The sequence below is a fragment of the Mucilaginibacter sp. BGA-UO-ETr-C110 genome (genome assembly GCF_059567985.1).
In genome coordinates this window covers 4,019,256-4,045,520 of sequence record NZ_JCAQPB010000002.1, presented here as the reverse complement: position 1 = coordinate 4,045,520, position 26,265 = coordinate 4,019,256, and the positions used below count along the sequence as shown (strand labels likewise).

Here is a 26,265-nt window from a genome sequence, read left to right as displayed (position 1 = left end):
CAGGTACAAGCCAATGCCTTTACTATCTGAATGCTCGTGAAATTTTTGATTAAGATCAAATATTCTGTCCTTTACTTTATCTATATCAAAACCCCAACCCTCGTCCTTGAATATTAACTGATTAACGCCGTTTACTTGTTTCGAATATATGGTGATAACAGGAATACAACCCGTTTTACGTATTGGTGATCAGGTTGAGTAATATGCTTTCTAAGTAGGCTCTGTTAAATTTGATCTTTTTTATTTCAGAAAAATCAGCATTAATAATTGTTTTGGAGTTAGATATTAATGTGCTTAACGATCGTTTTACTATCTGGAAGCAATCATTTAAATCAAGTTCTTCTATGTGGACACTTAATATGTCTTTTTGACTCAAATCGTCCACATACCTGTTTAAAGTATCCTTCAGATTTTCTGTGGCCGATTTCAGCAAGCCTATAAATTTAAGTGTTTCCTCATCCTCAATTTTATATACATCCAACAAATGAAAAACCGATATTAAGTTACTGACCGGCGATCTGAGGTCATGTGAGGTGGTATCCGTTAATTGTTTAAGATCTTTGTTAAATTGGCAAGCAAGGTATTTCTGTCCTCCTCAAGTTTCTTCTTATGGATAACGTTTTTCGCGATAGCAAACACTATTTGTTCGCTATCAACGAGCATCGAGATTCAGGAAAGCCAAACTATTTCACCTTCTTTGGATACATACCCGTTTTCGAAATTTAAAAGAGAGATGTTTTTTAAAAGATTTTCGCGGTAATATCCGTATCTGCCGGATGAATAAATGAACTAATCGGCCTGGAGTACAATTTTGCATTGGTGTACCCTAATGTTTTAGAAACTATAGGGTTGATCTTTTTAAAATATCCGTCATACTCTGGTTACGCACAACAGGTTGGGAGACAAGTCAAAAAAGAGTTCTAAATTGAAAGCTTCGCCTCGTTTTAGGATTGTAACCGTTCTTTTGAATACCTTCATTTATAAATTGTTCATTTTGGTTGCGTTGATTATATTAAACTATAAAGAATAAAATTTACTTTATCAATAAAACTATTACTTAAATCATAATGAAATGGAGCTGTAACAATCCTGCTTACATTTTTTGTTGTTTTAAAATCATTCGCTAAGGATATTGGGCGGCTTTAGTTACTATGCTAAATCCCCCAATTATCAATATTCGTGATGTGCGTCATTTTATAGTCGCGATCATTACTTTACTTTTAACCGGTTTATGTGAAACGAGATAGGTTGAAGGAGATATAAAAAGCTATATAAATTACCTTTACTTTATTAGTATGTTGTTTAACTCAATAAGCTTTTCGCTTTTTTTGCCGGTGGTTTTTATACTGTACTGGTTTGTTACTAATAGGAGTTTAAAGGCCCAAAATATACTCTTGCTTGTTGCAAGCTATTTTTTTTATGCCAGCTGGGACTACAGGTTTTTATTCCTGCTGATCTTTTCAACATTACTTGATTACTTTACCGGGATAAAAATAGCCGAAGCCCTCAATATTAAATATAAAATAATGTGGCTCTGGATCAGTATATCCGTAAATCTTGGTTTTCTGGCTTTCTTTAAGTATTACAATTTTTTCTCGGTCTCTTTTGCCGAAGCTGCCGCCCAGTTTGGTTTTAAGGTAGATCCCTGGATAATTAAAGTGATCCTGCCGATAGGCATTTCCTTTTACACCTTCCATGGTTTATCATACGTGATAGATATTTATAAAGGGCGCATCAAACCCGAAAAAAGTTTTATTGACTACTCGGTGTTTGTTAGTTTTTTTCCGCTGCTGGTAGCGGGCCCAATCGAACGTGCTACCCATCTTTTACCCCAGATTAAAAAGAAGCGTTTTTTTGACTACGCCAAAGCAATTGATGGATTAAGGCAAATTTTATGGGGATTATTTAAAAAGATAGTTATTGCCGATCAGTGTTCGCATTATGTAAATTTGATATTTAACAATTCTTCGCATTTTTCGGGTAGTGATCATATTATAGGGGCTGTTTTCTTCGCCTTTCAAATCTATTGCGATTTTTCTGGCTATTCAGACATTGCCCTGGGGGTAGCCCGGCTGTTTGGCATTGAGCTTTTAAGAAACTTTGCCTTCCCTTATTTTTCGCGTGATATAGCAGAGTTTTGGCGACGCTGGCATATTTCACTTTCATCATGGTTTAAAGATTATCTGTATATCCCCTTGGGCGGCAGTAAAGGAGGGATGTGGATGAAGATCAGGAACACATTTATCATATTCCTGGTGAGTGGTTTCTGGCATGGCGCAAACTGGACCTATATTATATGGGGCGGTTTAAATGCGATTTACTTTTTGCCTCTGCTTATCTTAAATAAAAATAGGACTAACCTTGAAATTGTAGCGAAGGGAAAACTGTTATCCAGCGCCAGGGAGTTTGCAGGGATATTAATCACCTTTAGTCTTACGGTTTTTGCTTGGATATTTTTCAGGGCTGCAAGCGTAGGGGATGCTATTAAATACATTACCGAAATGTTTTCAAGCCCTTTTTTTACCTATCCAAGCCAGTTAAACAACCCGTTTATACTGCTTATTTGTCTCTTTTTAATGGTTGAATGGATAGGCCGCGAACATCAATATGCTTTAGAGAGTCCTAAAATTGCTTTTCCAAAATTTGTGAGGTGGTCATTTTATTATGCCCTTGTATTTGGCATATGGTATTTTGCGGGTTCAGAGCAGCAGTTCATTTATTTTCAATTTTAACTATGAAAAAGTTTATCACCTATGTGCTGATGTTTTTATCTCCCATAGTTATATCGGCTGTTTTAATGGAAGTACTCTTGAGAAAAATACCGAATGATTATCAGTATAAATGCAATTACCTTGATAAAAATTCAAATAACATCAATGTACTTGTCTTAGGGTCTTCGCATGCTTACTACGGTATTGATCCACAGCTTATGAGCCATAAAAGCTTTAACGCGGCCTATGTGGCCCAATCCTTATTTTACGATTGGCAAATAATAAAGAAATACGATAAAAACTGGCAGAATTTGAAATTTATCATACTGCCTGTTGATTACTTTTCTTTATACGGAAAACTTGGAAATGGTATAGAAAGTTGGCGTGTTAAGGATTATAATATTTACTACGGCATAAGCAGCCATAACTATACAGATAATAGTGAAGTGTTGAGCAATAAATTGCTTCTGGATATGGTAAGGATCAAGTCTGCCTATTTAAATCATGAGCATGCCGTACTTTGTTCAAGGTTGGGTTGGGGAACTGATTATTTGTCGAGTAAAAAGAAGGATCTGCTTAAAACCGGGAAATTAGCTGCAAAAAGACATTTTGTTATAAAAGAAGGCTATTTTAATGAAAATGTGGAGGTTTTAAGATCCATTATTGAGTACGCAAATAAAAATAATGTTAAAGTTTTGTTGTATACCTCGCCCGCTTATAAAACCTACGTGCAAAATTTAAATCCTGAACAACTTAATAGTACTATAAATATGCTTTACACAATAAGTAAAAAATATGATAATGTTTTTTACATTAATTTACTTAACAACGGTTCATTTAAGGCAGGTGATTTTTATGACGCCGACCATTTAGATGACCTGGGCGCAAAGAAGCTCACTTATAAAATTGATAGCTTACTATTAACGATAGAAAAGAGTAAGAATAAGAATTTTCCACTCTTGATCACTAATAAAACACCAGGAAGCAGAATTATAAAAAATAAATTTTAAATTCATTTGTCACTAATTAGCAGCTTTAAATTAACTAAACCTGATAATTATACCAGATACCAATTTGTACTTTTTTTTGACCCCGATCCGGATAAAACTATGTTGATAATTAATCCGTTACTTTGCTAATAACCAATTATAAAACATGGATTCTTTATTAACAGACAGCCCCGTAGGGTTTGATTTTTCTATTAACGATAACCAACGCATGGTGGGCCAGATGGCCAGGGATTTTGCCGAAAAAAATATCAGACCACACGTAATGGAATGGGATGAGGCACAGCATTTTCCGCTTGAATTATTTAAACAAATGGGCGAACTGGGCATGATGGGTGTAGTCGTACCTGAACAGTACGGCGGCTCGGGTTTTGGATATGCCGAATATGTAACCGTCATATCAGAAATTGCCCGGGTATGCGGTTCGATAGGTTTGTCGCTGGCCGCACATAATTCTTTATGCACCGGTCATATACTAGCTTTCGGTAACGAAGAGCAAAAACTCAAATGGTTGCCTAAACTGGCTACAGCCGAGTGGCTGGGTGCCTGGGGGCTTACCGAGTCGAACACAGGATCTGACGCGATGGGCATGGCTACTACAGCTGTATTGGATGGCGATCATTATATAGTAAATGGTTCAAAAAACTTTATTACCCATGGTAAATCGGGTAATGTGGCCGTGGTGATGGTGCGAACAGGGGAAAAAGGCGACTCGAAAGGGATATCAGCCTTAGTTATTGAAAAAGGTACGCCAGGCTTTACCCATGGCAAAAAGGAAAATAAGATGGGTATGCGCGCCTCGGAAACTACCGAACTTATATTTGATAATTGCCGCGTACCCAAAGAAAACTTATTAGGTAAGCAGGGCGAAGGCTTTAAACAAGCTATGACCATATTGGATGGCGGCCGTATTTCTATAGCTGCTTTATCATTAGGTATTGCAAAGGGCGCGTTTGAAGCAGCGGTAGCTTATTCCAAAGAACGTAAGCAATTTGGACAATCTATCAGCAATTTCCAGGGTATATCCTTTAAACTGGCTGATATGGCTACTGAGATTGAAGCTGCCGAACTTTTGGTGATGCAGGCTGCTGACCTGAAAACCAGGCATCTGCCGGTAACCAAACAATCGGCTATGGCAAAATATTATGCATCTGAGGTAGCGGTACGTACTGCTAACGAAGCTGTACAGATATTTGGCGGATATGGTTATACCAAAGATTTCCCGGTTGAAAAATACTATCGCGATGCTAAGCTGTGTACCATAGGGGAGGGAACCTCAGAAATACAGAAGATCGTGATCAGCAGGGAAGTATTGAGAGGATAGAGATCATATCGACATATAGCTAATAACCTACTTGTTGTTAGTGCCCAGTTTACCTGGGGTTTGCCCCCTTTATTAGTTATTTTTAAATGTCTGTTTGTCAGTAAGTTGTGCTTTGTCATGCTTGCTGACAAATTGACAATATTTACACACTGATGACTAACTGAAAAGGAATCCATATGTTTCCCTGATTTAGTTTGACAAAAAAATGAAAAATTGACCATTGCTTAACGGTCGATACAGTTAAACTGCAAAACCAGTTTTTTCGCTTTTTAGTTTTAAGGGGTTTTGGGTATTATGTCAGATTTATCTGGCATAAACACCTGTGTTTTTTTAATAAATCAGGATTTATTGCTCTTAAAAATCAGTTTTTTATCATCACTTACCGAAAATTAGCTCTAAAATTTAATAATCCATCCTTTTTTTTATTCATTTAAAAATTTCAGCAAAATCAAAAAATGCCTGATTTTCTGATAAATACAACTTTTTAGCTATGGCATGTTTTTAGCCGCAACCGGTGTAGAAAAGAATTAAATATTAATCAAAAAATTAAAGTTATGTTAGTTGTATTAGAAGTTGTTGCCTTTTTAGCTGTTATTATATTACCATTGATCCCAGCAAAAAAAGTGGCCAAATAATTAACGGAATTATTCCGATAAACAAGAAAAGGATGGGTTTTCCCATCCTTTTCTTGTTTTAAATTGCTGATACGGAACTATTGAATATCTCTGTATTACTGATGGTTATAAAAAAATAAAGGGAGAAAATACCTCGCGTATTTTCTCCCTTTTTAATTAACTAAATTAACTGTCTTATTATTAACTGAATGGATCAGTAATGCATGTATAACGACAAAAAAAATAATTTGTTTTATTGAACTGGAAAAAAAAGAACGTTTTGGTTAAAAAAATGTTTGTAAAAGAAATGTTACATACTTTGTTTGGTTTTCTCTTACAGCCATCTGTAGATTTACCCGCTTAACTATTAACTAATTTTTTTCTATGGAAAAAAGAATACTCCTTGTTTTGTGCGGTATATTATTGGCTGCTACACAGCTGTTTGCGCAAAGCCAAACCATTACTGGTACGGTAACGGCTAAAGAAGATGGGTTACCCTTGCCTGGTGTAACCGTAAAAGTAAAAGGGACAACTACCGGTACCCAAACCGGTGTCAACGGTAAGTTTTCCTTAAATGTTCCCCCTAATGCAATTTTATCATTTAGTTTTATTGGTTATACCACCCAGGATGTCCCTGCGGGTGGAAAAAGCCAGCTAAATGTTGTTTTGGTGTCATCGAGCAAAGGCTTAAATGAAGTAATTGTTACCGCCTTAGGTATTTCGCGTGAGCAAAAATCATTAGGTTATGCTGCTCAGGCGGTTAAAGGCGATGATTTAACGGTTACCAAGCAATCAGACTTAAACACTGCCCTCGCCGGTAAAATTGCCGGTGTGCAGGTATTGGGTGGTTCTGGCGCTAAATTCGGAACATCTACTATTCGTATCCGTGGTGTTAACTCTTTATCAGGAGGTAACCCAATTTATGTAGTAAATGGTGTTATTACAGACCCTAATGGGGTAAACAACGATGATATTGAATCATTAACGGTTTTAAAAGGTCCTGCAGCCACAGCCTTGTATGGTCAGCGTGCATCTGAAGGTGCGGTTGTTATTCAACTTAAAAAAGGTGTTGATAAAGGTATAGGTATATCATTTAACCAATCAACCACTTTTGAAAAAGTTTATCAGCTGCCTAACTATCAAAATCAATATGGTGGTGGCACCAGTATAAATTGGAATACTTATACCTATGATCCGGCGTCGTCTCCGGCCTCTAATGCTAATTTTAACGGGGTAAAGTATTATGATTATGGTGTTGATGAAAGCTGGGGTCCTAAAATGGACGGCACTTTATATGCCCCATGGTATTTCTGGGATCCATCAAACCCGGGTTATGGTAAATTAGTTCCATTTGTAGCTCAGCCAAACAACGTTCGTGATTTTTACAGAACGGGAGTTACTTATAATACCAATGCTGCATTTTCAAAAGCAGCCGACAATTATAATTTCCGCGTATCCTACACCAATATTGATCGTACAGGTATTACACCAAACAGTGATCAAAAACGTAATAACGTAGGTTTAAATGGTGAGTTAAAGCTTACCAAGAAATTAACGGTAAGTGCAAATGTTAACTTCTCGCAAATCAATTCAAGCAATATACCTGATGAAGGTTACGGAACTCAAACCGCCGGTTCATTCAGCCAGTGGTTTCACAGGGATATTGACATGAGCAAGCTAAAAAATTACCAAAGACCAGATGGTACTTTTACTTCATGGAATATTACCAGTCCGGACGATCTTACTCCTCACTATTGGGATAACCCATATACAGAGGTTTATGAAAATACTTCTAAATCAAACAGTAACCGCATATACGGTAATTTAACGGCTACTTATCAATTCACAAAAGACTTATCTGTGTCATTGATTGCAAGGGAAGATCTTTTGAATCGTGATGATAATAACAGAACAGCTTCAGGAACGCTGAATCTCGATCAATACACTCAAAACCAGTATACCTACAAAGAAAATAACTATGTAGGAAATGTTACTTACAATCACCTTTTTGGTGATCTGTCTGTAAAAGCCGGTGTATATGCCGAAAGTCGTCAGGATCGTTATTTGTTTACCGGTGGTAATACCAATGGTGGTTTGGCAATACCAGATCTTTATAGCTTAGGTAACTCTTCAAACGCTCCAACAGCAATTAGTTATAATGGCCTAAGTAGGGTAAATAGCTATTACGGATATACTTCATTTGGATATAAGAATTTCTTATATCTTGATTTTAATGCACGTAATGATAGGTCGTCAACATTGCCTGTAAACAATAATTCATACTGGTATGGCGGTCTTTCAACTTCATTTGTATTTACGGAGTTAATGCCGAAGAATGATATATTTACTTTTGGTAAATTACGATTATCAGCAGCCAAGTTAGGTTCTGATGCAGGGCTATATCAAATTTATCAAACCTACAATTTAGGTTCAAACCCTTACGGCACGTCGCCTACACAAACCGTACCTAACGCTTTACCAAATGCAAATTTAAAACCATCTCTTTCTACCTCTTATGAAGCAGGTACAGAATTGCATTTTATTCAGGACCGGATCAAGTTTGATTTTAACTACTATACACGTACACAAAAAGATCAAATATTATCATTACCTGTTAACGGAACCTCTGGTTACTCAAGCGCTGTAGTGAATGCAGGTTCAATCAGAAATAACGGTATTGAAATTTCCCTTGGCGGTACACCTGTTAAATCAAAAGATTTTATCTGGAATGTTGATTTTAACATCGCGTTTAACCGTAACAAAATTTTATCGCTATATCCAGGTACAACAACCTTACCTGTTGCTCCTGATGGTACAGCTCCCTATACCTTATCAGGTGGCAATCTGGCGGCAGCTCCAACAGGTTTCGGTTTTGTTGGTTCCCCAAGCTTTGGTGTTAATGGTGTAGTTGGCGGCTCATATGGCCAAATCATTGGCTCTGGCTTTACACGTGATAAGAGTGGTAACATCGTAGTTGATGATACAGGTATGCCAATAGTAAACAACACGGTTAATTTAGGTAGCATGCTGCCAAGTTATACCGGTGGTTTTACAAACTCAGTTAATTATAAAGGCTTTACACTGGCTTTCTCCCTTGATTTTCAAAAAGGCGGCAAATTTGTATCAGTTACCCAGCAAAACCTGAATGGTTCGGGCCTTGGTGCTGAAACCGTTGGTAACAATGCCAAAGGTAACCCGGTACGTAATGCTGTAGCAGATGGCGGTGGTACCCTGGTAGCAGGTGTTCATGAAGATGGAACGCCAAACACCACTTATGTTGAAACACGTTCATTATACGAGCAGGTATATAGCCAGATATGGGAAAAATGGACCTATGATGCTTCTTATGTGAAATTAAGAGAAGTTAGCATTGGTTACACATTCTCTAAAAAGATGTTAGCTAAAACTCCGTTCCAATCTGCTTATTTTGGTATAACCTCTCAAAACCCATGGATGATCTATTCCAAAGTTAAAGGTGTCGATCCATCACAACTGCAAACATCCTTTTATGAAGGCGGGCAGTTACCAAACACAAGAAACTTAGGTTTTAACCTTAAATTAACTTTCTAATAAGATAAGATCAAAAAATCATGAAAAGACTATTCAATATAAGTAAATATATTATTGGGGCTGGTGTAATTATCCTGGCTTCATGTAAAGTGGGGGGCGATGTAAACGTCAGTCCCAATCAATCGCCTAATGTGCAAACGGGTTATATGTTAACCAACGCCATACAGTTTTTAGGCGGCATTAACGGTGCTGGTGCAACAACCAATATCAACTCCTTTTGCGGTGAGTTATACTCGCAGTATATGTCAGAAACGTTTTATACAAACGAATCATTGTTTGCTTTAAAACAATATGATTATGCAACGTATTATACTGGCCCCTTACAGGATTTAAAAACTATTATTGCTACCAATTCAGATCCGGCAAAGAAAGCTTTGTCATCAACTACTAAATTCGGTTCAAATGCTAATCAGATAGCCTCTGCGCGTATCCTTACCGCTTTTATTTATCTGACCATAACTGACAGATGGGGAGATATTCCGTATACACAGGCTTTAAGTGGCATATCTAATGTTACTCCGGTGTTTGATGCTCAAAAGGATATATATACCGCTTTGATGAAGGAACTGGATGAAGCTCAAAATCAATTTGACACAGGTGCTTCATTATCCGGCGATATTTTATTTAACGGTGATAATACCAAATGGAAACACTGGGCAAATTCTTTACACGCCGTAATGGCTTTAAGGCTTTCAAAAGTTGATCCGACTACCGGAAAAACAGAATATGCAAAAGCTGTAGCAGGTGGCTTAATGAGCTCAAATGATGATAATGCATCTTACGCTTACCTTGGCGCTTCAACCAATGAGAACCCATATTATACTAACTACCGTAATGGCCGTTATGATTATGCGGTAAGCAGTTTATTGGTAAATACGCTTAGCGGTCTTAATGATCCAAGATTAAGCGTTTATGCGGCTCCTACCGCTTCAAGCACCTATGTAGGTTTACCTTATGGTACCTTTGGCGATGCCCTGGGTGCTTATACTAAAGGTACCCGGACTAAGCCAGGGAATATATCATTGATCGGATTGGCGGTTTCTAACCAGAGTTCGCCAACCGTATGGACATCTTATGCACAGGTATTGTTTACCCAGGCAGAAGCAGCGCATTTGGGCTGGATATCTGGTGGTGATGGTACTGCTGCTGATTATTACAATCAAGGTGTAACCGCATCTTTAGCTCAAAATGGTATAACTGATGCTTCAACCTATTTGGCACAAGCTTCAGTAAAATTCTCTGCAGGCACGGCCTTAAATCAAATACTGTTACAAAAATGGATAGCAGGATTTTTAGGTGATGGCTGGGAATCATGGGCAGAGTACCGCAGAACAGGCTTACCTACACTGCTTGACCCTGTACCAGGATCATTAAGCCCGGGCCAGAATATTCCGCGCAGGCAACAATATCCTCAAACAGAGGCTAATCAAAATAAAGCTAATTATGACGCTGTAGTAGCACGTCAGGGAGCTGATTTGATGAACACCAGGATGTACTGGGATAAAAAATAACAGGAGTTATTTAAATAGCAAAGGCTGCCATTGGCGGCCTTTGCTATTTATAGTAAGCATTATATAATTGATACAGGTATAAAAAAATACACATCCTATTTGATTTTCAAATATTTGTGCTTACCTTTGACCCTCCTTGAAAGGAGGTATTTTAGGAATTATGATCATTATCAACGTAAAAGAAGGCGAATCATTAGATAAAGCATTGAAACGCTTCAAGAAAAAATTTGAGAAAACAGGTGTGTTGAGAGAACTTCGCAGCCGTCAGGCATTCGAGAAAAAATCTGTAACTCGTCGTCATGTTGTTAAACATGCAATCTACAAGCAAAATATGAATCAGGAAACTGTTTAATTCTTGTAAAAGAATTTTTCAAATTTCTTAACACTATATTAAAACTATTTGTACATTCAATCTCTGGATGTTCAAATAGTTTTTATGTTTTTAGAGCGTTTTATCCAATACATTAAGTTCGAAAAGCGATACTCTCCCCACACGGTATCGGCTTATAGATCAGACCTGGATCAGTTCATGCGCTTTTTGAACAATACAGGAGGGGTAAATGACGCCTCTGGATCAATTATTACCCATCCCGGCCAGATAAGCTACCAGGATATCCGTAACTGGATGGTGGAGCTCATGGGGCAAAAAATTATAGCCCGTTCTGTAAACCGCAAAATGGCCACGCTGCGTAAGTACTTTAAATTTTTATTGCAGGAAGGTATTATTACAGATAATCCAACATCCAAAATACGGTCACAAAAAATACCCAAGAATCTTCCGGTAGTTGTTGAGGACGCCCGTTTGACCCAGATGCTGGATGATAACGAAATATTTACAAATGATTTTGTAGGTCAGCGCGACAAGCTGGTGGTTGAAATGTTGTTTGGTACCGGTATGCGTTTGGCCGAGCTCCTGGGTCTTAAGGATCAGGATATTAACAATTATGAGGGTACCCTAAAGGTGTTGGGTAAACGAAACAAAGAACGCATTATACCGGTGAACACCGAACTGCGTATCTTGCTGGGTAAATACCTGGAGTTAAAGAAAAATCAAAATTTTAATAACAATTCGCTAACATTAATCGTTACAAATAAGGGCGCAGATGCTTACCCAAAACTAATATATTTAATAGTGCATAAATACCTCTCCAACATATCAACCCAGGATAAAAAGAGCCCCCACGTACTCCGGCACACGTTTGCAACAAGTTTGCTCAACAACGGAGCCGATTTAAATTCAATAAAAGAACTTTTGGGCCATGCTAATTTAAGCGCAACCCAAATTTATACACACAATTCAGTTGAAAGATTAAAGTCTATTTACAAACAAGCCCATCCAAAGGCGTAATTCAAGGAGGAAACATGAAAATTACAGTGCAATCAATTCATTTTACCGCAGACAGGAAATTATTAGATTTTATTCAGAAAAAGGCTGATAAGCTGGATACGTTTTATGATCAGATAATTAGCGGGGAAGTTTATTTAAAACTGGAAAATGTAGAAGATGAGGCAAATAAAATAGCGGAGCTAAAATTGTTGCTTCCAGGTAACCAGATTTTTGCAAAAGAGAAGTGTAAAAGTTTCGAGGAGGCTACCGATCTGGCCATTGAAAGTCTCCGCAAGCAGATAGAAAAGCATAAACAGAAGAAAACCATTGCCGACACCGCAGCCAAAAAGGCGATATTGATGGCGGCCGAGGACGATTTATAGTATAAAAAAGCCCTTTTTTAGGCAAAAATCGACGAGTTTTCCACTCGTCGATTTTTTTTGATAAAAAATTTTGTACAGGTTTAATTTTTTGTAGATTTGCAATCCCTTTCAGAGAGGTGCTAAGCACTGAAAAAAAAGTTGGGATTGTTCTTTAAAATATAAAAAAGCTTATTAGTTTTGCCGCTCTCAATTTTGAAACCTCTTTAGGGTTATAAAATAAGAAAAGCTAAATAAATATAAGCCTCCTTAGCTCAGCTGGTAGAGCGACTGACTTGTAATCAGTAGGTCATTGGTTCGATCCCGATAGGAGGCTCAGTTTTTTTCGGATTGAAGTGTTTAGCTTCAACTTTGGACATTTTAAATCCGAAACTAACTAATGGGGGGATACCAGAGCGGTCAAATGGGACGGACTGTAAATCCGTTGCTTCGGCTACGAAGGTTCGAATCCTTCTCCCCCCACTGGAAATTCCAGAACAAGCTAAATTCTAAATTCTAATTCACATTAGAGTTTAGAGTTTAGTTTTTGGAATTTAAAAAAAGCGGAAGTAGCTCAGTTGGTAGAGCGATAGCCTTCCAAGCTATAGGTCGCGAGTTCGAACCTCGTCTTCCGCTCGGTTACAGTAGGCAGTTAGCCGTGGGCAGTAAGCAGTTTGATTGAGGCAGGTAACTGTAAATGATAACAAGCACTGCAAACTGAGAACTAACAACTGCAAACTAAAGAATAATAAGCCGACGTAGCTCAGGGGTAGAGCACTTCCTTGGTAAGGAAGAGGTCATGGGTTCAAATCCCATTGTTGGCTCAATAAAATAAAGAGTAAAACAAGAATACATTTTTAAGTATAAATTAACCTACAAAATAATTATAAATCATGGCAAAAGAAAAGTTTGACCGCAGTAAACCGCACTTAAACATCGGTACAATCGGTCACGTTGACCACGGCAAAACAACCCTTACTGCAGCTATCACTAAAGTATTAGCTGATGCAGGTTTATCAGAAGCTCGTTCATTTGATTCAATTGACTCAGCTCCTGAAGAAAAAGAGCGTGGTATCACCATCAATACAGCACACGTTGAGTATTCAACAGCTAACCGTCACTATGCACACGTTGACTGTCCAGGTCACGCGGATTATGTGAAAAACATGGTTACTGGTGCTGCTCAGATGGATGGTGCAATCATTGTTGTTGCTGCTACTGACGGTCCGATGCCACAAACCCGCGAACACATCCTGTTAGCACGTCAGGTAGGTGTACCTGCACTTGTTGTATTTATGAACAAGGTTGACATGGTTGATGATCCGGAATTATTAGAATTAGTAGAAATGGAAATTCGTGAATTATTATCATTCTACGAATATCCAGGTGATGATATCCCAGTTATCCAGGGTTCTGCATTAGGTGGTCTTAACGGCGATCCTACCTGGGTTGGCAAAATCATGGAGTTGATGGATGCTGTAGATAACTACATCCCTATCCCTCCACGTTTAACTGAGCTTCCTTTCCTGATGCCGGTTGAGGACGTATTCTCAATCACTGGTCGTGGTACTGTTGCTACCGGTCGTATTGAGCGTGGTGTAATCAACTCAGGTGAAGCTGTTGATATCCTAGGTATGGGTGCTGAGAACTTGAAATCAACCGTAACAGGTGTTGAGATGTTCCGTAAGATCCTTGACCGTGGTGAAGCTGGTGACAACGTAGGTTTATTGTTACGTGGTATTGAAAAAACTGATATCCGTCGTGGTATGGTTATTTGCAAACCAGGTTCAGTAACTCCACACACTGACTTCAAAGCAGAAGTTTACGTATTATCAAAAGCAGAAGGTGGCCGTCACACTCCATTCTTCAACAAATACCGCCCGCAATTCTATTTCCGTACAACTGACGTAACTGGTGAGATTTCACTGGCTGAAGGTGTAGAAATGGTTATGCCAGGTGATAACGTTACCATCACTGTAAAATTGATCAACGCTATCGCTATGGAAAAAGGCTTACGTTTCGCTATCCGTGAAGGTGGCAGAACTGTAGGTGCTGGCCAGGTAACTGAAATTTTAAAATAAGAATTTCAAAAAAGGTTAATTGGAAACATAAGTTTGACTGTAAAAAGCAAAACTTATGTTTTCTTATTATAAAATATACACGGGAATAGTTCAACGGTAGAATAGAGGTCTCCAAAACCTTTGATCAGGGTTCGAATCCTTGTTCCCGTGCATAAGCAAACAATAAAAAATGGCAGGCGTAGCTGAATATATTAAAGAATCATACATCGAGTTAACTCAAAAAGTAACTTGGCCAACCTGGCGCGAATTGCAAAGCAGTGCTATTTTGGTACTGGTTGCTGCAATTATTATCGCTTTGGTTATTGTAGGTATGGACCAGATTATTAATTATTTGCTTGGTATATTTTATCATTCACTAACATAATATCAGAAGACAACGATGAGTGATCAATTGAAGTGGTATGTAGTTAGGGCCATCAGTGGTAAAGAAAAGAAGGTAAAACAATATATAGATGCCGAAATTAGTCGTTTGGGCATTACGCATTTGGTACCTCAGGTATTAATACCAACTGAAAAGTATTACCAGATGCGCGACGGAAAGAAGATCGCTAAAGAGCGTAATTATTTTCCGGGTTATGTGCTGATGGAAGCTGTGCTCGACGGTGAAACCGAACACATCATCAAAAATATAAACAGTGTGATAGGTTTTTTAGGCGATAAAGCCGGAAACGCCATCCCGCTGCGCCAGGCCGAAGTTAACCGTATTTTAGGTAAGGTTGACGAAATGAGCGCGCAAGGCGAAACAATGAACGTTCCTTATTATATAGGCGAAAACGTGAAAGTTATGGACGGGCCGTTCAATGGCTTTAGCGGCGTGATAGAAGAGGTTAACGAAGAGAAAAAGAAACTGAAAGTAATGGTAAAGATATTCGGGCGCCGTACGCCGCTTGAATTGAATTACATGCAGGTAGAGAAAGAGTAGTAAGTTTTTAGTCACGGGTTCTGAGTTGGAAAGGCAGAACTTTACGTGATAAACTTACTCAATGAATATTAAAAGAAAGAAGTTTAGGTATTAAGTTAGAGTTAAAAAACTCAGGACCGATCACCGAAAATTGACAACTATAAAAATCTTAAATGTTACTTAGCTTCCACTTACTAACATTGAGTTATAATTAAAGTAAATTAAAATGGCAAAAGAAATCGGTGCGATGGTAAAGCTGCAGGTAAAAGGCGGCGCTGCAAACCCATCACCTCCAATTGGACCTGCTTTAGGTGCAAAGGGCGTGAATATCATGGAGTTTTGCAAGCAGTTTAATGCACGTACCCAGGATAAGCCTGGTAAAGTGTTGCCTGTTTTGATTACTGTTTACGTTGATAAATCTTTCGATTTTATCATTAAAACCCCTCCGGTTGCAATCCAATTATTGGAAGTAACAGGATTAAAAAGTGGTTCAGCAGAGCCCAACCGTAAGAAAGTTGCCAATGTAAATTGGGAACAGGTTGAAACTATTGCTAAAGATAAAATGGTGGATCTAAACGCATTCACAGTTGAATCAGCCATGAAAATGGTGGCAGGTACTGCCCGTAGTATGGGAATAACCGTATCAGGTACGGCTCCCTGGAATTAATTAATTTATATTAAAATCAGTTTAAGACAGTGGCTAGATTAACAAAAAATCAAAAAGTGGCACTCTCCAAAATTGAGGCAAACAAATCGTATTCATTAGAAGCTGCATCAGCTTTGGTAAAGGAATTAACCCTTACTAAATTTGATTCATCAGTTGATATAGATGTTCGTTTAGGTGTTGACCCGCGTAAAGCCAATCAAATGGTACGTGGTATTGCAACATTGCCTCATGGAACCGGTAAAACTGTACGTGTACTGGTGCTTTGTACTCCTGATAAGGAACAAGAAGCAAAAGACGCAGGTGCAGATTACGTAGGTTTGGATGATTATATTGCCAAGATTGAAGGTGGATGGACTGATGTTGATATTATCATCACTATGCCAAGTGTTATGGCTAAAGTAGGTCGTTTGGGTCGTATATTAGGCCCACGTAACCTTATGCCTAACCCTAAATCAGGAACAGTAACTCCAGAAGTTGGAAAAGCTGTAACTGATGTAAAAGGTGGTAAGATCGACTTCAAAGTTGATAAAACAGGTATTATCCATGCCTCAATAGGAAAAGCATCTTTCTCTGCAGATAAAATTTATGAGAATGCATTAGAAGTATTGCAAACTATCTCAAAATTAAAACCATCTGCAGCTAAAGGAACATATTTCAAGAGTATTCATATCTCTTCAACTATGTCGCCAGGAATTGCAATTGAAACTAAAACAGTAGCGGGGATTTAATCATGAATAAAGAAGAAAAACACGATCTTGTTCTTGCCCTTACTGAGCAGATGAATGAGTTTGGTAATTTTTATATTACTGATACCTCAGATTTGACGGTTGCAAAGATCAATGACATCCGTCGTAAATGTTTCGAAAGCGACATTACGATGAAGGTAGCAAAAAATAGCTTAATTAGAAAAGCTATGGAAGCTGCGGGTGGTGATTACACTCCAATATTTGATGTATTAAAAGGTTCATCATCAATACTTTTCTCAAAATCAGCAACTGCTCCGGCAAAGCTGATCAAACAATTGAGAAAAGCAGGTGCTAAACCAGTTTTAAAAGCAGCTTATATTGATTCGGCGATATTTATCGGTGATGACCAGATCGATACTTTGATCAAACTAAAATCAAAGGAACAACTGATCGGAGAGATAATCGGATTACTACAATCACCTGCCAAAAACGTTATTTCTGCATTACAATCAGGCGGAAATACAATTGCAGGCCTTGTAAAAACATTACAGGAAAGAGGTTAACGAACACCTTATTAAAGTTCGATATTAAGAAACAAAAAGCATTAAAAGTAAAATTTAAATAAAATGGCGGATTTAAAAGCGTTTGCTGAACAGTTGGTAAACTTAACAGTAAAAGAAGTAAACGAATTAGCTCAGATCTTAAAAGATGAGTATGGTATTGAGCCTGCTGCTGCAGCTGTAGCTGTTGCTGCTGCTCCTGCTGGTGGCGATGATGCCCCTGCTGCTGCTGCAGAACAAACTGCATTTGACGTTATCCTGAAAGAAGCAGGTGGTTCAAAATTAGCAGTTGTTAAATTAGTAAAAGACTTAACTGGCTTAGGTTTGAAAGAAGCTAAGGATCTTGTTGACGGCGCACCAAAAGAATTAAAAACTGGTGTAACTAAAGAAGAAGCTCAATCTTTGAAAACTCAATTAGAAGAAGCTGGAGCAGTAGTTGAGGTTAAATAAGTTAACCCAATAAAAATATAGCATGAGACTCCGACCTATTTTGGTCGGGGTCTATTGCTGTTTATATACGTTAATAGATTTGAGATATTCGATCTGAGGCCTGGATCCTCTTTTTGTAGGTTATAGTGGCCCGATAAAAGATATTCAAACCCTTCGTCTCACATCACAATACTCATATCTCACACAGGTTTATTAATAAACTAAAATTATAATACCTTGGCAAACAACAATAATCAAAGAGTAAACTTTGCAACCAGCAGAAAGGTACTTGATTACCCTGATTTCCTGGATGTTCAGTTACAATCTTTCCAGGAATTTTTTCAATTGGAAACCACCTCAGACAACCGTTATAAAGAAGGTTTGTTTAAAGTGTTTGCTGAAAATTTTCCGATATCGGATTCAAGAAACATCTTTGTTTTAGAGTTTCTTGATTACTTTATTGATCCGCCACGTTACGATATACAAGAGTGTATAGAGCGCGGATTAACTTACAGTGTGCCTTTAAAAGCCAAGCTTCGCCTTTCATGTAATGATGAGGAGCACGAAGATTTTGAAACTATTGTACAGGATGTGTACCTGGGAACTATCCCATACATGACCCCTAAAGGTACATTTGTTATAAATGGTGCCGAGCGCGTAATTGTTTCACAGTTACACCGCTCACCTGGTGTGTTCTTTGGCCAAAGCCGCCACACCAACGGTACAAAATTATACTCTGCCCGTGTTATCCCTTTTAAAGGTTCATGGATTGAGTTTGCTACTGACGTTAACAACGTGATGTATGCTTACATTGACCGTAAAAAGAAATTCCCGGTTACTACACTGCTTCGTGCCATTGGTTATGACTCTGATAAAGATATATTAGAGCTGTTTGAACTGGCCGACGAAGTAAAAGTAAGCAAATCTGGTCTGAAGAAATTCATTGGCCGTAAGCTTGCTGCAAGGGTGCTTAAAAAATGGGTTGAAGATTTCGTGGATGAAGATACCGGTGAAGTGGTTTCTATCGACCGTAATGAGATCATCCTTGAGCGTGAAACCGTATTGGAAGACGATCATATTGATATGATCATTGATGCCGGTGTTAAAACCATCATCCTGAATAAGGAAGATGCTGCCACCAGCGGTGATTATACTATTATATACAATACCTTACAAAAAGATACTTCGAACTCGGAGAAAGAAGCGGTTGAGCACATCTACCGTCAGTTACGTAACGCTGAACCACCTGATGAAGAAACAGCCCGTGGTATCATCGATCGTTTATTCTTCTCTGATAAAAGATATGATTTGGGTGATGTGGGCCGCTACCGCATCAACCGTAAGTTGAAATTGAATACCTCTGATGAAACAAAGGTATTAACCAAGCAGGATATTATTGCCATTGTAAAGTACTTGATCAAACTGATCAACTCTAAAGCTGAGGTGGATGATATTGACCACTTATCAAACCGTCGTGTTCGTACAGTGGGTGAGCAGTTATATGCTCAGTTTGGTGTTGGTTTGGCACGTATGGCACGTACTATACGTGAGCGTATGAACATCCGTGATAACGAGGTGTTTACTCCAACCGATCTGATCAACGCACGTACATTATCATCAGTGATCAACTCGTTCTTCGGAACAAACCAGTTATCACAGTTCATGGACCAAACCAATCCACTGGCAGAGATCACGCACAAGCGTCGTCTGTCAGCCCTTGGGCCCGGTGGTCTGTCACGTGAGCGTGCTGGTTTCGAGGTTCGTGACGTACACTATACCCACTACGGTAGGTTGTGTACCATTGAAACTCCGGAAGGACCGAACATTGGTTTGATATCATCACTTTGCGTACACGCCAAGATCAACAACTTAGGCTTTATCGAAACACCGTACAAACGTGTGGTTGAAGGTAAAGTACAGGTTGATGAAGCGGTTATCTATTTATCTGCAGAAGACGAAGACGGAAAAACCATTGGTCAGGCTAATGCCCATTATGATGATAAAGGTGTGTTTGCATTGCCAAAAGTAAAAGCACGTTTTGAAGGTGACTTCCCGATCATTGATCCGGAGAAACTTGATTTAATGGACATCGCTCCAAACCAGATCACTTCTATCGCGGCTTCGCTGATTCCGTTCCTGGAACATGATGATGCTAACCGTGCATTGATGGGATCAAACATGCAACGCCAGGCCGTACCATTGTTACGCCCTGAAGCGCCAATTGTTGGAACCGGACTGGAAGGACGTGTGGCAAAAGATTCACGTACACTGATCAACGCCGAAGGCGATGGTGTAGTGGAGTATGTTGATGCCAACGAGATCCGTATTAAATATGACCGTGATGAGCTTGACCGTTTGGTTTCATTTGATGGCGATTCAAAAAGCTATCGTTTAACCAAATTCAAGAAAACCAACCAAAGCACCACCATGAACCTGAAGCCGATTGTTAAAAAAGGCCAAAGAGTATCAAAAGGTGAAGTTCTTTGCGAAGGTTATGCTACTCAGAATGGCGAGCTTGCATTAGGCCGTAACTTAAAAGTGGCGTTCATGCCTTGGCAGGGATATAACTTTGAGGATGCGATTGTAATATCTGAGCGTGTGGTTTCACAAGATATTTTCACTTCACTTCACGTTGAAGAGTTTGAATTGGAAGTACGTGATACTAAACGTGGTGAAGAGGAATTGACACCGGATATCCCTAACGTATCAGAAGAAGCTACCAAAGATCTTGACGAAGACGGCATTATCCGTGTAGGTGCTGAGGTTAAAGAAGGCGACATCCTGATTGGTAAGATCACTCCAAAAGGTGAATCAGATCCATCACCGGAAGAAAAACTGTTACGTGCCATATTTGGTGATAAAGCAGGTGACGTTAAAGATGCGTCATTGAAAACTCCGCCATCTATTGCAGGTGTTGTTATTGATACCAAATTGTTCAGCCGTGCTAAAAAGACCTCTAAGGCCGAAGAAAAAGCACAGTTGGAGAAACTGGATACTAAACACGAAAGAGCTGTAAAAGAACTTAAAAATACTTTGATCGAAAAGTTATTTGAGATCGTGAATGGTAAAACATCACAAGGTGTTTACAACATTTACAAAGAGCTTTTAGTACCAAAAGGTGTAAAATTCACCCAGAAAATTTTAGTTGAGCTTAGCTACGAAAATATTAATCCAACTAAATGGACAACTGATGATGATAAAAACGATCAGATCAAGCTTTTACTTCATAACTACAACATCAAAGTTAATGAGGAATTAGGTGCTTATCGTCGTGATAAATTCGCTATCAGTGTGGGTGATGAACTGCCATCAGGTATCGTACAAATGGCCAAAGTTTACATCGCTAAAAAGCGTAAGCTTAAAGTGGGTGATAAAATGGCTGGTCGTCACGGTAACAAAGGTATCGTTGCACGTATTGTACGTGACGAGGATATGCCTTTCCTTGAGGATGGAACACCGGTTGATATTGTGTTGAACCCACTGGGTGTACCTTCACGTATGAACTTAGGTCAGATCTATGAAACCGTATTAGGTTGGGCCGGTAAAGAGCTTGGTATTAAATTCGCTACCCCGATTTTTGATGGTGCAAGCCATGAAGAAGTGGAAGAGTGGGTTAAAAAGGCAAACTTACCAGAATCAGGCCGTACCTATTTATACAATGGCTTAACAGGTGATCGTTTTGACCAGCAAACTACAGTAGGTATTATATACATGCTGAAATTAGGTCACATGGTTGATGATAAGATGCACGCGCGTTCTATCGGGCCATACTCATTAATTACACAACAACCATTGGGTGGTAAAGCCCAGTTTGGTGGTCAGCGTTTTGGTGAGATGGAGGTTTGGGCACTCGAAGCATTCGGTGCATCAAACATACTGCAGGAAATATTAACCGTTAAATCGGATGATGTTATCGGCCGTGCCAAAACTTACGAGGCTATTGTTAAAGGTGAAAACCTGCCAACTCCTTCTGTTCCTGAATCATTCAACGTATTGGTTCATGAGTTAAGAGGTTTAGGTTTAGATATCACGTTAGAATAATTATTGAATTATTGAGGGATTGAATTATTGATTAATTCAGTCCTTCAGTAATTTTCGAATTCGATAATTCAATAATTCATTCCTTCAATAATTAAAAACAAAGGAGACTATGTCTTACAAAAAGGATAATAAAATCAAAAGTAATTTCACCACAATTACGATCAGCCTGGCCTCTCCTGAGTCCATCCTGGAGCGTTCAAGCGGTGAGGTTTTAAAACCAGAAACCATCAACTACAGGACCTATAAACCTGAGCGCGATGGTTTATTCTGCGAACGTATTTTTGGTCCGGTTAAAGATTATGAGTGCCATTGCGGTAAATACAAACGTATCCGTTACAAAGGTATCGTGTGCGACCGTTGCGGTGTTGAAGTAACCGAAAAGAAAGTACGCCGTGAGCGCATGGGCCACATTAACCTTGTAGTTCCTGTTGCTCATATCTGGTACTTCCGTTCATTACCAAACAAAATTGGTTACCTTTTAGGTTTACCAACAAAAAGGCTTGATCTGATCATATACTACGAGCGTTATGTAGTTATACAACCAGGTATCAAAGAAGCTGATGGCATCAACAAAATGGATTTCCTTACTGAAGAGGAATATCTTGACGTGTTAGATACCCTTCCAAAAGAAAACCAATACCTTGATGACAAGGATCCACAAAAATTTGTGGCTAAAATGGGTGCCGAAGCTCTTGAAGAGTTATTGAAGCGCCTTGACCTGGATGAGTTATCATTCAGCCTGCGTCACCAGGCAGCAAACGAAACTTCACAACAACGTAAAAACGAAGCTTTAAAACGTTTACAGGTTGTTGAGGCTTTCCGTGATGCTAAAACCCGTATCGAGAATAACCCTGAGTGGATGATCGTTAAGATCGTTCCGGTTATCCCGCCTGAGTTGCGTCCATTAGTACCACTGGAAGGTGGCCGTTTCGCAACTTCGGATCTGAATGACCTTTACCGTCGTGTAATTATCCGTAACAACCGTTTAAAACGGTTGATCGAGATCAAAGCACCGGAAGTTATATTACGTAACGAAAAACGTATGTTACAGGAAGCTGTTGACTCGTTATTCGATAACTCACGTAAAGTAAATGCGGTAAAAACCGAAGGTAACCGTGCTCTGAAATCACTTTCAGACATCCTGAAAGGTAAACAAGGCCGTTTCCGTCAAAACTTATTAGGTAAACGTGTGGATTATTCTGCCCGTTCGGTAATTGTTGTAGGTCCAAACCTTAAATTACACGAGTGTGGTTTACCAAAAGATATGGCCGCCGAGCTGTTTAAACCATTTATCATCCGCAAAATGATTGAGCGTGGTGTGGTTAAAACAGTAAAATCTGCCAAAAAGATAGTTGACCGTAAAGACCCATTAGTTTGGGACATTTTGGAAAACGTATTGAAAGGACACCCTGTATTACTAAACCGTGCGCCTACGCTGCACAGGTTAGGTATCCAGTCGTTCCAGCCAAAACTGGTTGAAGGTAAAGCGATCCAATTGCACCCATTAACCTGTACGGCTTTCAACGCGGATTTTGACGGTGACCAGATGGCCGTTCACGTACCACTAGGTAATGCGGCAATTTTGGAAGCCCAAATCCTGATGCTTGCATCACACAACATCCTTAACCCTGCAAACGGTACGCCTATTACTGTACCATCACAGGACATGGTGCTTGGTTTGTACTACATAACCAAAGGCCGTAAAACTGATGCTGGCCGTGTTGTAAAAGGCGAAGGCTTAACTTTCTATTCTTCTGAAGAAGTAATTATTGCTTACAACGAGCGAATGATTGATCTGCATGCCTTTATCAAGGTTAAAGGTTTGATCAAAGAAAAAGATGGCAGCATTGTAAGCAAGATCATTGATACTACTGTAGGCCGTGTGTTATTTAATGAGCACGTACCGGTTGAAGTAGGTTATATTAATGAACTACTTACCAAAAAATCACTGCGTGATATTATTGGTGAGGTAGTTAAAATTACCGGTATGGCCCGTGCAGCCCAGTTCCTTGATGATATTAAGGAATTAGGTTTCAAAATGGCATTCCAGGGTGGTTTATCATTTAACCTGAAGGATATCAATATCCCTGCTGAAAAAGTTACACTGATCGAAACAGCTTCTAAACAAGTTGAAGAGGTAATGGGTAACTACAACATGGGTTTCATTACTAATAACGAGCGTTATAACCAAATTATCGATATCTGGACACGTATCAACAACCGCTTAACAGCGAATGTAATGGACATCCTGAGCAACGATAATCAGGGCTTTAACTCGGTGTACATGATGCTTGATTCAGGTGCCCGTGGTTCAAAAGAGCAGATCCGTCAGCTTGCAGGTATGCGTGGTTTGATGGCTAAGCCTCAAAAATCAGGTTCAGGTGGTGAGATCATCGAAAACCCGATCCTTTCAAACTTTAAAGAAGGTTTATCCGTATTGGAGTACTTTATCTCCACTCACGGTGCCCGTAAAGGTTTGGCGGATACGGCGTTGAAAACGGCCGATGCGGGTTACTTAACCCGTAGGTTACATGATGTTGCCCAGGATATGATTGTTGGTATGGTTGATTGCGGTACTTTAAGAGGTATCTACACAACAGCCCTGAAAGACAATGAAGATATTGTTGAGCCATTATATGACCGTATCTTAGGCCGTACTTCTTTACATGATGTTCATGACCCTATCACCAGCGAATTGTTGGTATCAGCTGGTCAGGATATTACTGAAGAAGTAGGTAAAAAGATTGAAAACTCTCCTTTAGAGGGTATTGAAATACGCTCCGTATTAACTTGCGAAAGCAAGCGTGGTGTATGTGCTTTATGTTACGGTCGTAACCTTGCAAGCGGTAAACGCGTGCAAAAAGGCGAGGCTGTAGGTGTAATAGCTGCACAGTCAATCGGTGAGCCGGGTACACAGTTAACATTACGTACATTCCACGTGGGTGGTACCGCCTCAAACATTGCTGCTGAATCACAGATCAATGCAAGGTTTGATGGCATCATTGAATTTGAAAACGTACGTACCGTTCAATACAAAACCGAAGAAGGTGATGTAGATGTGGTATTAGGCCGTTCTGGTGAGTTCCGTATTGTGGAAGAGGGGAGTAACAAGATCATTGTTACCAACAATATCCCTTATGGTTCATACCTGTATATTAAAGATGGTAGCAAAATAACCAAAGGCGACCGTATCTGTTCATGGGATCCGTATAACGCGGTGATCATATCTGAATTTGCAGGTTTAACTCAATTTGAAGCTGTATTGGATGGTATCACTTTCCGTGAGGAATCTGATGAGCAAACAGGTCACCGTGAAAAAGTAATTATCGATACCAGGGATAAAACAAAAAACCCTGTTATTCAAATTACTGATACAAAAGGTAATGTAATAAAAGGATATAACATCCCTGTAGGAGCACACATTGCTGTTGAAGAAGGCGAAAAACTACAAACAGGACAGGTTATTGCTAAAATTCCTCGTTCAACTGGTAAAACCCGGGATATTACCGGTGGTTTGCCACGTGTAACTGAGTTATTTGAAGCACGTAACCCATCAAACCCAGCTGTAGTAACAGAGATTGACGGTGTGGTAACCTTAGGTGGCGTTAAACGTGGTAATCGCGAGATTACTATCGAATCAAAAGACGGTCAGGTTAAAAAATACCTTGTTCCATTGTCTAAACACATCCTTGTACAGGATAACGACTTTGTGAAAGCCGGTATGCCATTATCTGATGGTTCTATATCTCCTGCTGATATCCTGGCTATTAAAGGCCCGGCTGCAGTACAGGAATACCTGGTAAATGGTATACAAGAGGTTTACCGTTTGCAAGGTGTGAAGATCAACGATAAGCACTTTGAGGTTATCGTTCACCAGATGATGCAGAAAGTACAGATCGAAGATGCCGGTGACACCCGCTTCCTGGAACGTGAAGCTGTTGATAGCTGGGATTTCATGACCGAGAACGATGAGATATTTGACAAAAAGGTTGTTGTTGAGCCAGGTGATTCAACTACATTAAAAGCCGGTCAGATAGTTTCATTAAGAAAACTGCGTGATGAGAACTCTGTTCTAAAACGTAGGGATCTGAGATTGGTTGAAGTTCGTGATGCTATTCCTGCAACTTCAAGTCCGATACTGCAAGGTATTACCAGGGCATCGTTGGGCACCAAGTCGTTTATCTCGGCTGCATCATTCCAGGAAACTACTAAGGTTCTGAATGAGGCTGCTATAGCAGGTAAAAAAGACTTAATGCTTGGCTTAAAAGAAAACGTTATTGTTGGTCACTTGATCCCTTCTGGTACAGGCTTACGCGAATACGAAAATATCCGTGTAGGTTCACAAGAAGAATTTGATCGCTTAATGGCTTCAAAAGCCGAAGAAATAGAAGCGTAATTTATCCGCAATATTTACCAAAGCCCCCCGTAAATCGGGGGGCTTTTTTGTTTTATGATCAAAAAATAATCGGACAATGGA

Annotated in this window: 18 protein-coding genes and 5 tRNA genes; 22 read left to right on the top strand and 1 reads right to left on the bottom strand. The window is 39.3% G+C overall.

Going from position 1 to position 26,265, the window contains the following annotated elements:
• Positions 1–175 precede the first annotated feature (175 nt).
• On the bottom strand, positions 176–481 hold the full coding sequence (locus tag AC57BQ_RS17395; RefSeq protein WP_496407481.1) for a hypothetical protein: 306 nt from the start codon (positions 479–481) through the stop codon (positions 176–178).
• Between the two features lie 913 nt (positions 482–1,394).
• Between AC57BQ_RS17395 and AC57BQ_RS17390 the strand changes: the two genes are divergently transcribed.
• The 22 genes from AC57BQ_RS17390 to rpoC all read left to right on the top strand — a co-directional run bounded on the left by AC57BQ_RS17390 (position 1,395) and on the right by rpoC (position 26,184).
• Positions 1,395–2,732, top strand: a complete 1,338-nt coding sequence (locus AC57BQ_RS17390; protein WP_496407480.1) for an MBOAT family O-acyltransferase — start codon at positions 1,395–1,397, stop codon at positions 2,730–2,732.
• A 29-nt stretch (positions 2,733–2,761) separates the two neighbouring features.
• Positions 2,762–3,721: a hypothetical protein gene (locus AC57BQ_RS17385; RefSeq protein ID WP_496407479.1), complete on the top strand. Its 960-nt coding sequence runs from the start codon at positions 2,762–2,764 to the stop codon at positions 3,719–3,721.
• Between the two features lie 145 nt (positions 3,722–3,866).
• A complete protein-coding gene (locus AC57BQ_RS17380) occupies positions 3,867–5,042 on the top strand; it encodes an acyl-CoA dehydrogenase (protein ID WP_496407478.1) in 1,176 nt (391 codons plus the stop codon).
• A gap of 998 nt (positions 5,043–6,040) precedes the next feature.
• Positions 6,041–9,226: a SusC/RagA family TonB-linked outer membrane protein gene (locus AC57BQ_RS17375; RefSeq protein ID WP_496407477.1), complete on the top strand. Its 3,186-nt coding sequence runs from the start codon at positions 6,041–6,043 to the stop codon at positions 9,224–9,226.
• A gap of 20 nt (positions 9,227–9,246) precedes the next feature.
• Positions 9,247–10,737, top strand: coding sequence for a SusD/RagB family nutrient-binding outer membrane lipoprotein (locus AC57BQ_RS17370; RefSeq protein ID WP_496407476.1), 1,491 nt, complete (start codon positions 9,247–9,249; stop codon positions 10,735–10,737).
• Positions 10,738–10,897: 160 nt separating this feature from the next.
• Positions 10,898–11,089, top strand: coding sequence for a 30S ribosomal protein S21 (rpsU, locus tag AC57BQ_RS17365; RefSeq protein WP_076374884.1), 192 nt, complete (start codon positions 10,898–10,900; stop codon positions 11,087–11,089).
• A 48-nt stretch (positions 11,090–11,137) separates the two neighbouring features.
• Positions 11,138–12,085 (top strand): tyrosine-type recombinase/integrase, encoded by a 948-nt coding sequence (locus tag AC57BQ_RS17360; protein WP_496407475.1) that lies wholly within the window; start codon positions 11,138–11,140, stop codon positions 12,083–12,085.
• Between the two features lie 14 nt (positions 12,086–12,099).
• A complete protein-coding gene (gene hpf, locus AC57BQ_RS17355) occupies positions 12,100–12,447 on the top strand; it encodes a ribosome hibernation-promoting factor, HPF/YfiA family (protein ID WP_496407474.1) in 348 nt (115 codons plus the stop codon).
• A 240-nt stretch (positions 12,448–12,687) separates the two neighbouring features.
• A tRNA-Thr gene (locus AC57BQ_RS17350) sits at positions 12,688–12,760 on the top strand.
• 65 nt (positions 12,761–12,825) lie between these two features.
• Positions 12,826–12,906 (top strand) — tRNA-Tyr (locus AC57BQ_RS17345).
• A gap of 80 nt (positions 12,907–12,986) precedes the next feature.
• Positions 12,987–13,059 (top strand) — tRNA-Gly (locus AC57BQ_RS17340).
• Positions 13,060–13,175: 116 nt separating this feature from the next.
• Positions 13,176–13,247: transfer RNA gene (locus AC57BQ_RS17335), tRNA-Thr, on the top strand.
• A 69-nt stretch (positions 13,248–13,316) separates the two neighbouring features.
• A complete protein-coding gene (gene tuf, locus AC57BQ_RS17330) occupies positions 13,317–14,504 on the top strand; it encodes an elongation factor Tu (protein WP_090473141.1) in 1,188 nt (395 codons plus the stop codon).
• Positions 14,505–14,583: 79 nt separating this feature from the next.
• Positions 14,584–14,654 (top strand) — tRNA-Trp (locus AC57BQ_RS17325).
• Positions 14,655–14,673: 19 nt separating this feature from the next.
• The gene (gene secE, locus AC57BQ_RS17320; RefSeq protein ID WP_076374892.1) at positions 14,674–14,868 is read left to right on the top strand and encodes a preprotein translocase subunit SecE; all 195 of its coding nucleotides are present in this window, start codon (positions 14,674–14,676) and stop codon (positions 14,866–14,868) included.
• Between the two features lie 15 nt (positions 14,869–14,883).
• On the top strand, positions 14,884–15,426 hold the full coding sequence (gene nusG / locus AC57BQ_RS17315; protein ID WP_076374894.1) for a transcription termination/antitermination protein NusG: 543 nt from the start codon (positions 14,884–14,886) through the stop codon (positions 15,424–15,426).
• Positions 15,427–15,631: 205 nt separating this feature from the next.
• Positions 15,632–16,072: a 50S ribosomal protein L11 gene (gene rplK / locus AC57BQ_RS17310; RefSeq protein ID WP_090473140.1), complete on the top strand. Its 441-nt coding sequence runs from the start codon at positions 15,632–15,634 to the stop codon at positions 16,070–16,072.
• Between the two features lie 29 nt (positions 16,073–16,101).
• Positions 16,102–16,800, top strand: coding sequence for a 50S ribosomal protein L1 (rplA, locus tag AC57BQ_RS17305; protein ID WP_090473139.1), 699 nt, complete (start codon positions 16,102–16,104; stop codon positions 16,798–16,800).
• 2 nt (positions 16,801–16,802) lie between these two features.
• Positions 16,803–17,321 carry a 50S ribosomal protein L10 gene (gene rplJ / locus AC57BQ_RS17300; RefSeq protein WP_090473138.1) on the top strand — a complete coding sequence of 173 codons (519 nt, stop codon included), beginning with the start codon at positions 16,803–16,805 and terminating at the stop codon, positions 17,319–17,321.
• A 63-nt stretch (positions 17,322–17,384) separates the two neighbouring features.
• On the top strand, positions 17,385–17,768 hold the full coding sequence (gene rplL / locus AC57BQ_RS17295) for a 50S ribosomal protein L7/L12 (protein ID WP_090473137.1): 384 nt from the start codon (positions 17,385–17,387) through the stop codon (positions 17,766–17,768).
• 216 nt (positions 17,769–17,984) lie between these two features.
• Positions 17,985–21,788, top strand: a complete 3,804-nt coding sequence (gene rpoB / locus AC57BQ_RS17290) for a DNA-directed RNA polymerase subunit beta (protein ID WP_496407473.1) — start codon at positions 17,985–17,987, stop codon at positions 21,786–21,788.
• A 109-nt stretch (positions 21,789–21,897) separates the two neighbouring features.
• A complete protein-coding gene (gene rpoC, locus AC57BQ_RS17285) occupies positions 21,898–26,184 on the top strand; it encodes a DNA-directed RNA polymerase subunit beta' (RefSeq protein WP_496407472.1) in 4,287 nt (1,428 codons plus the stop codon).
• Positions 26,185–26,265 lie beyond the last annotated feature (81 nt).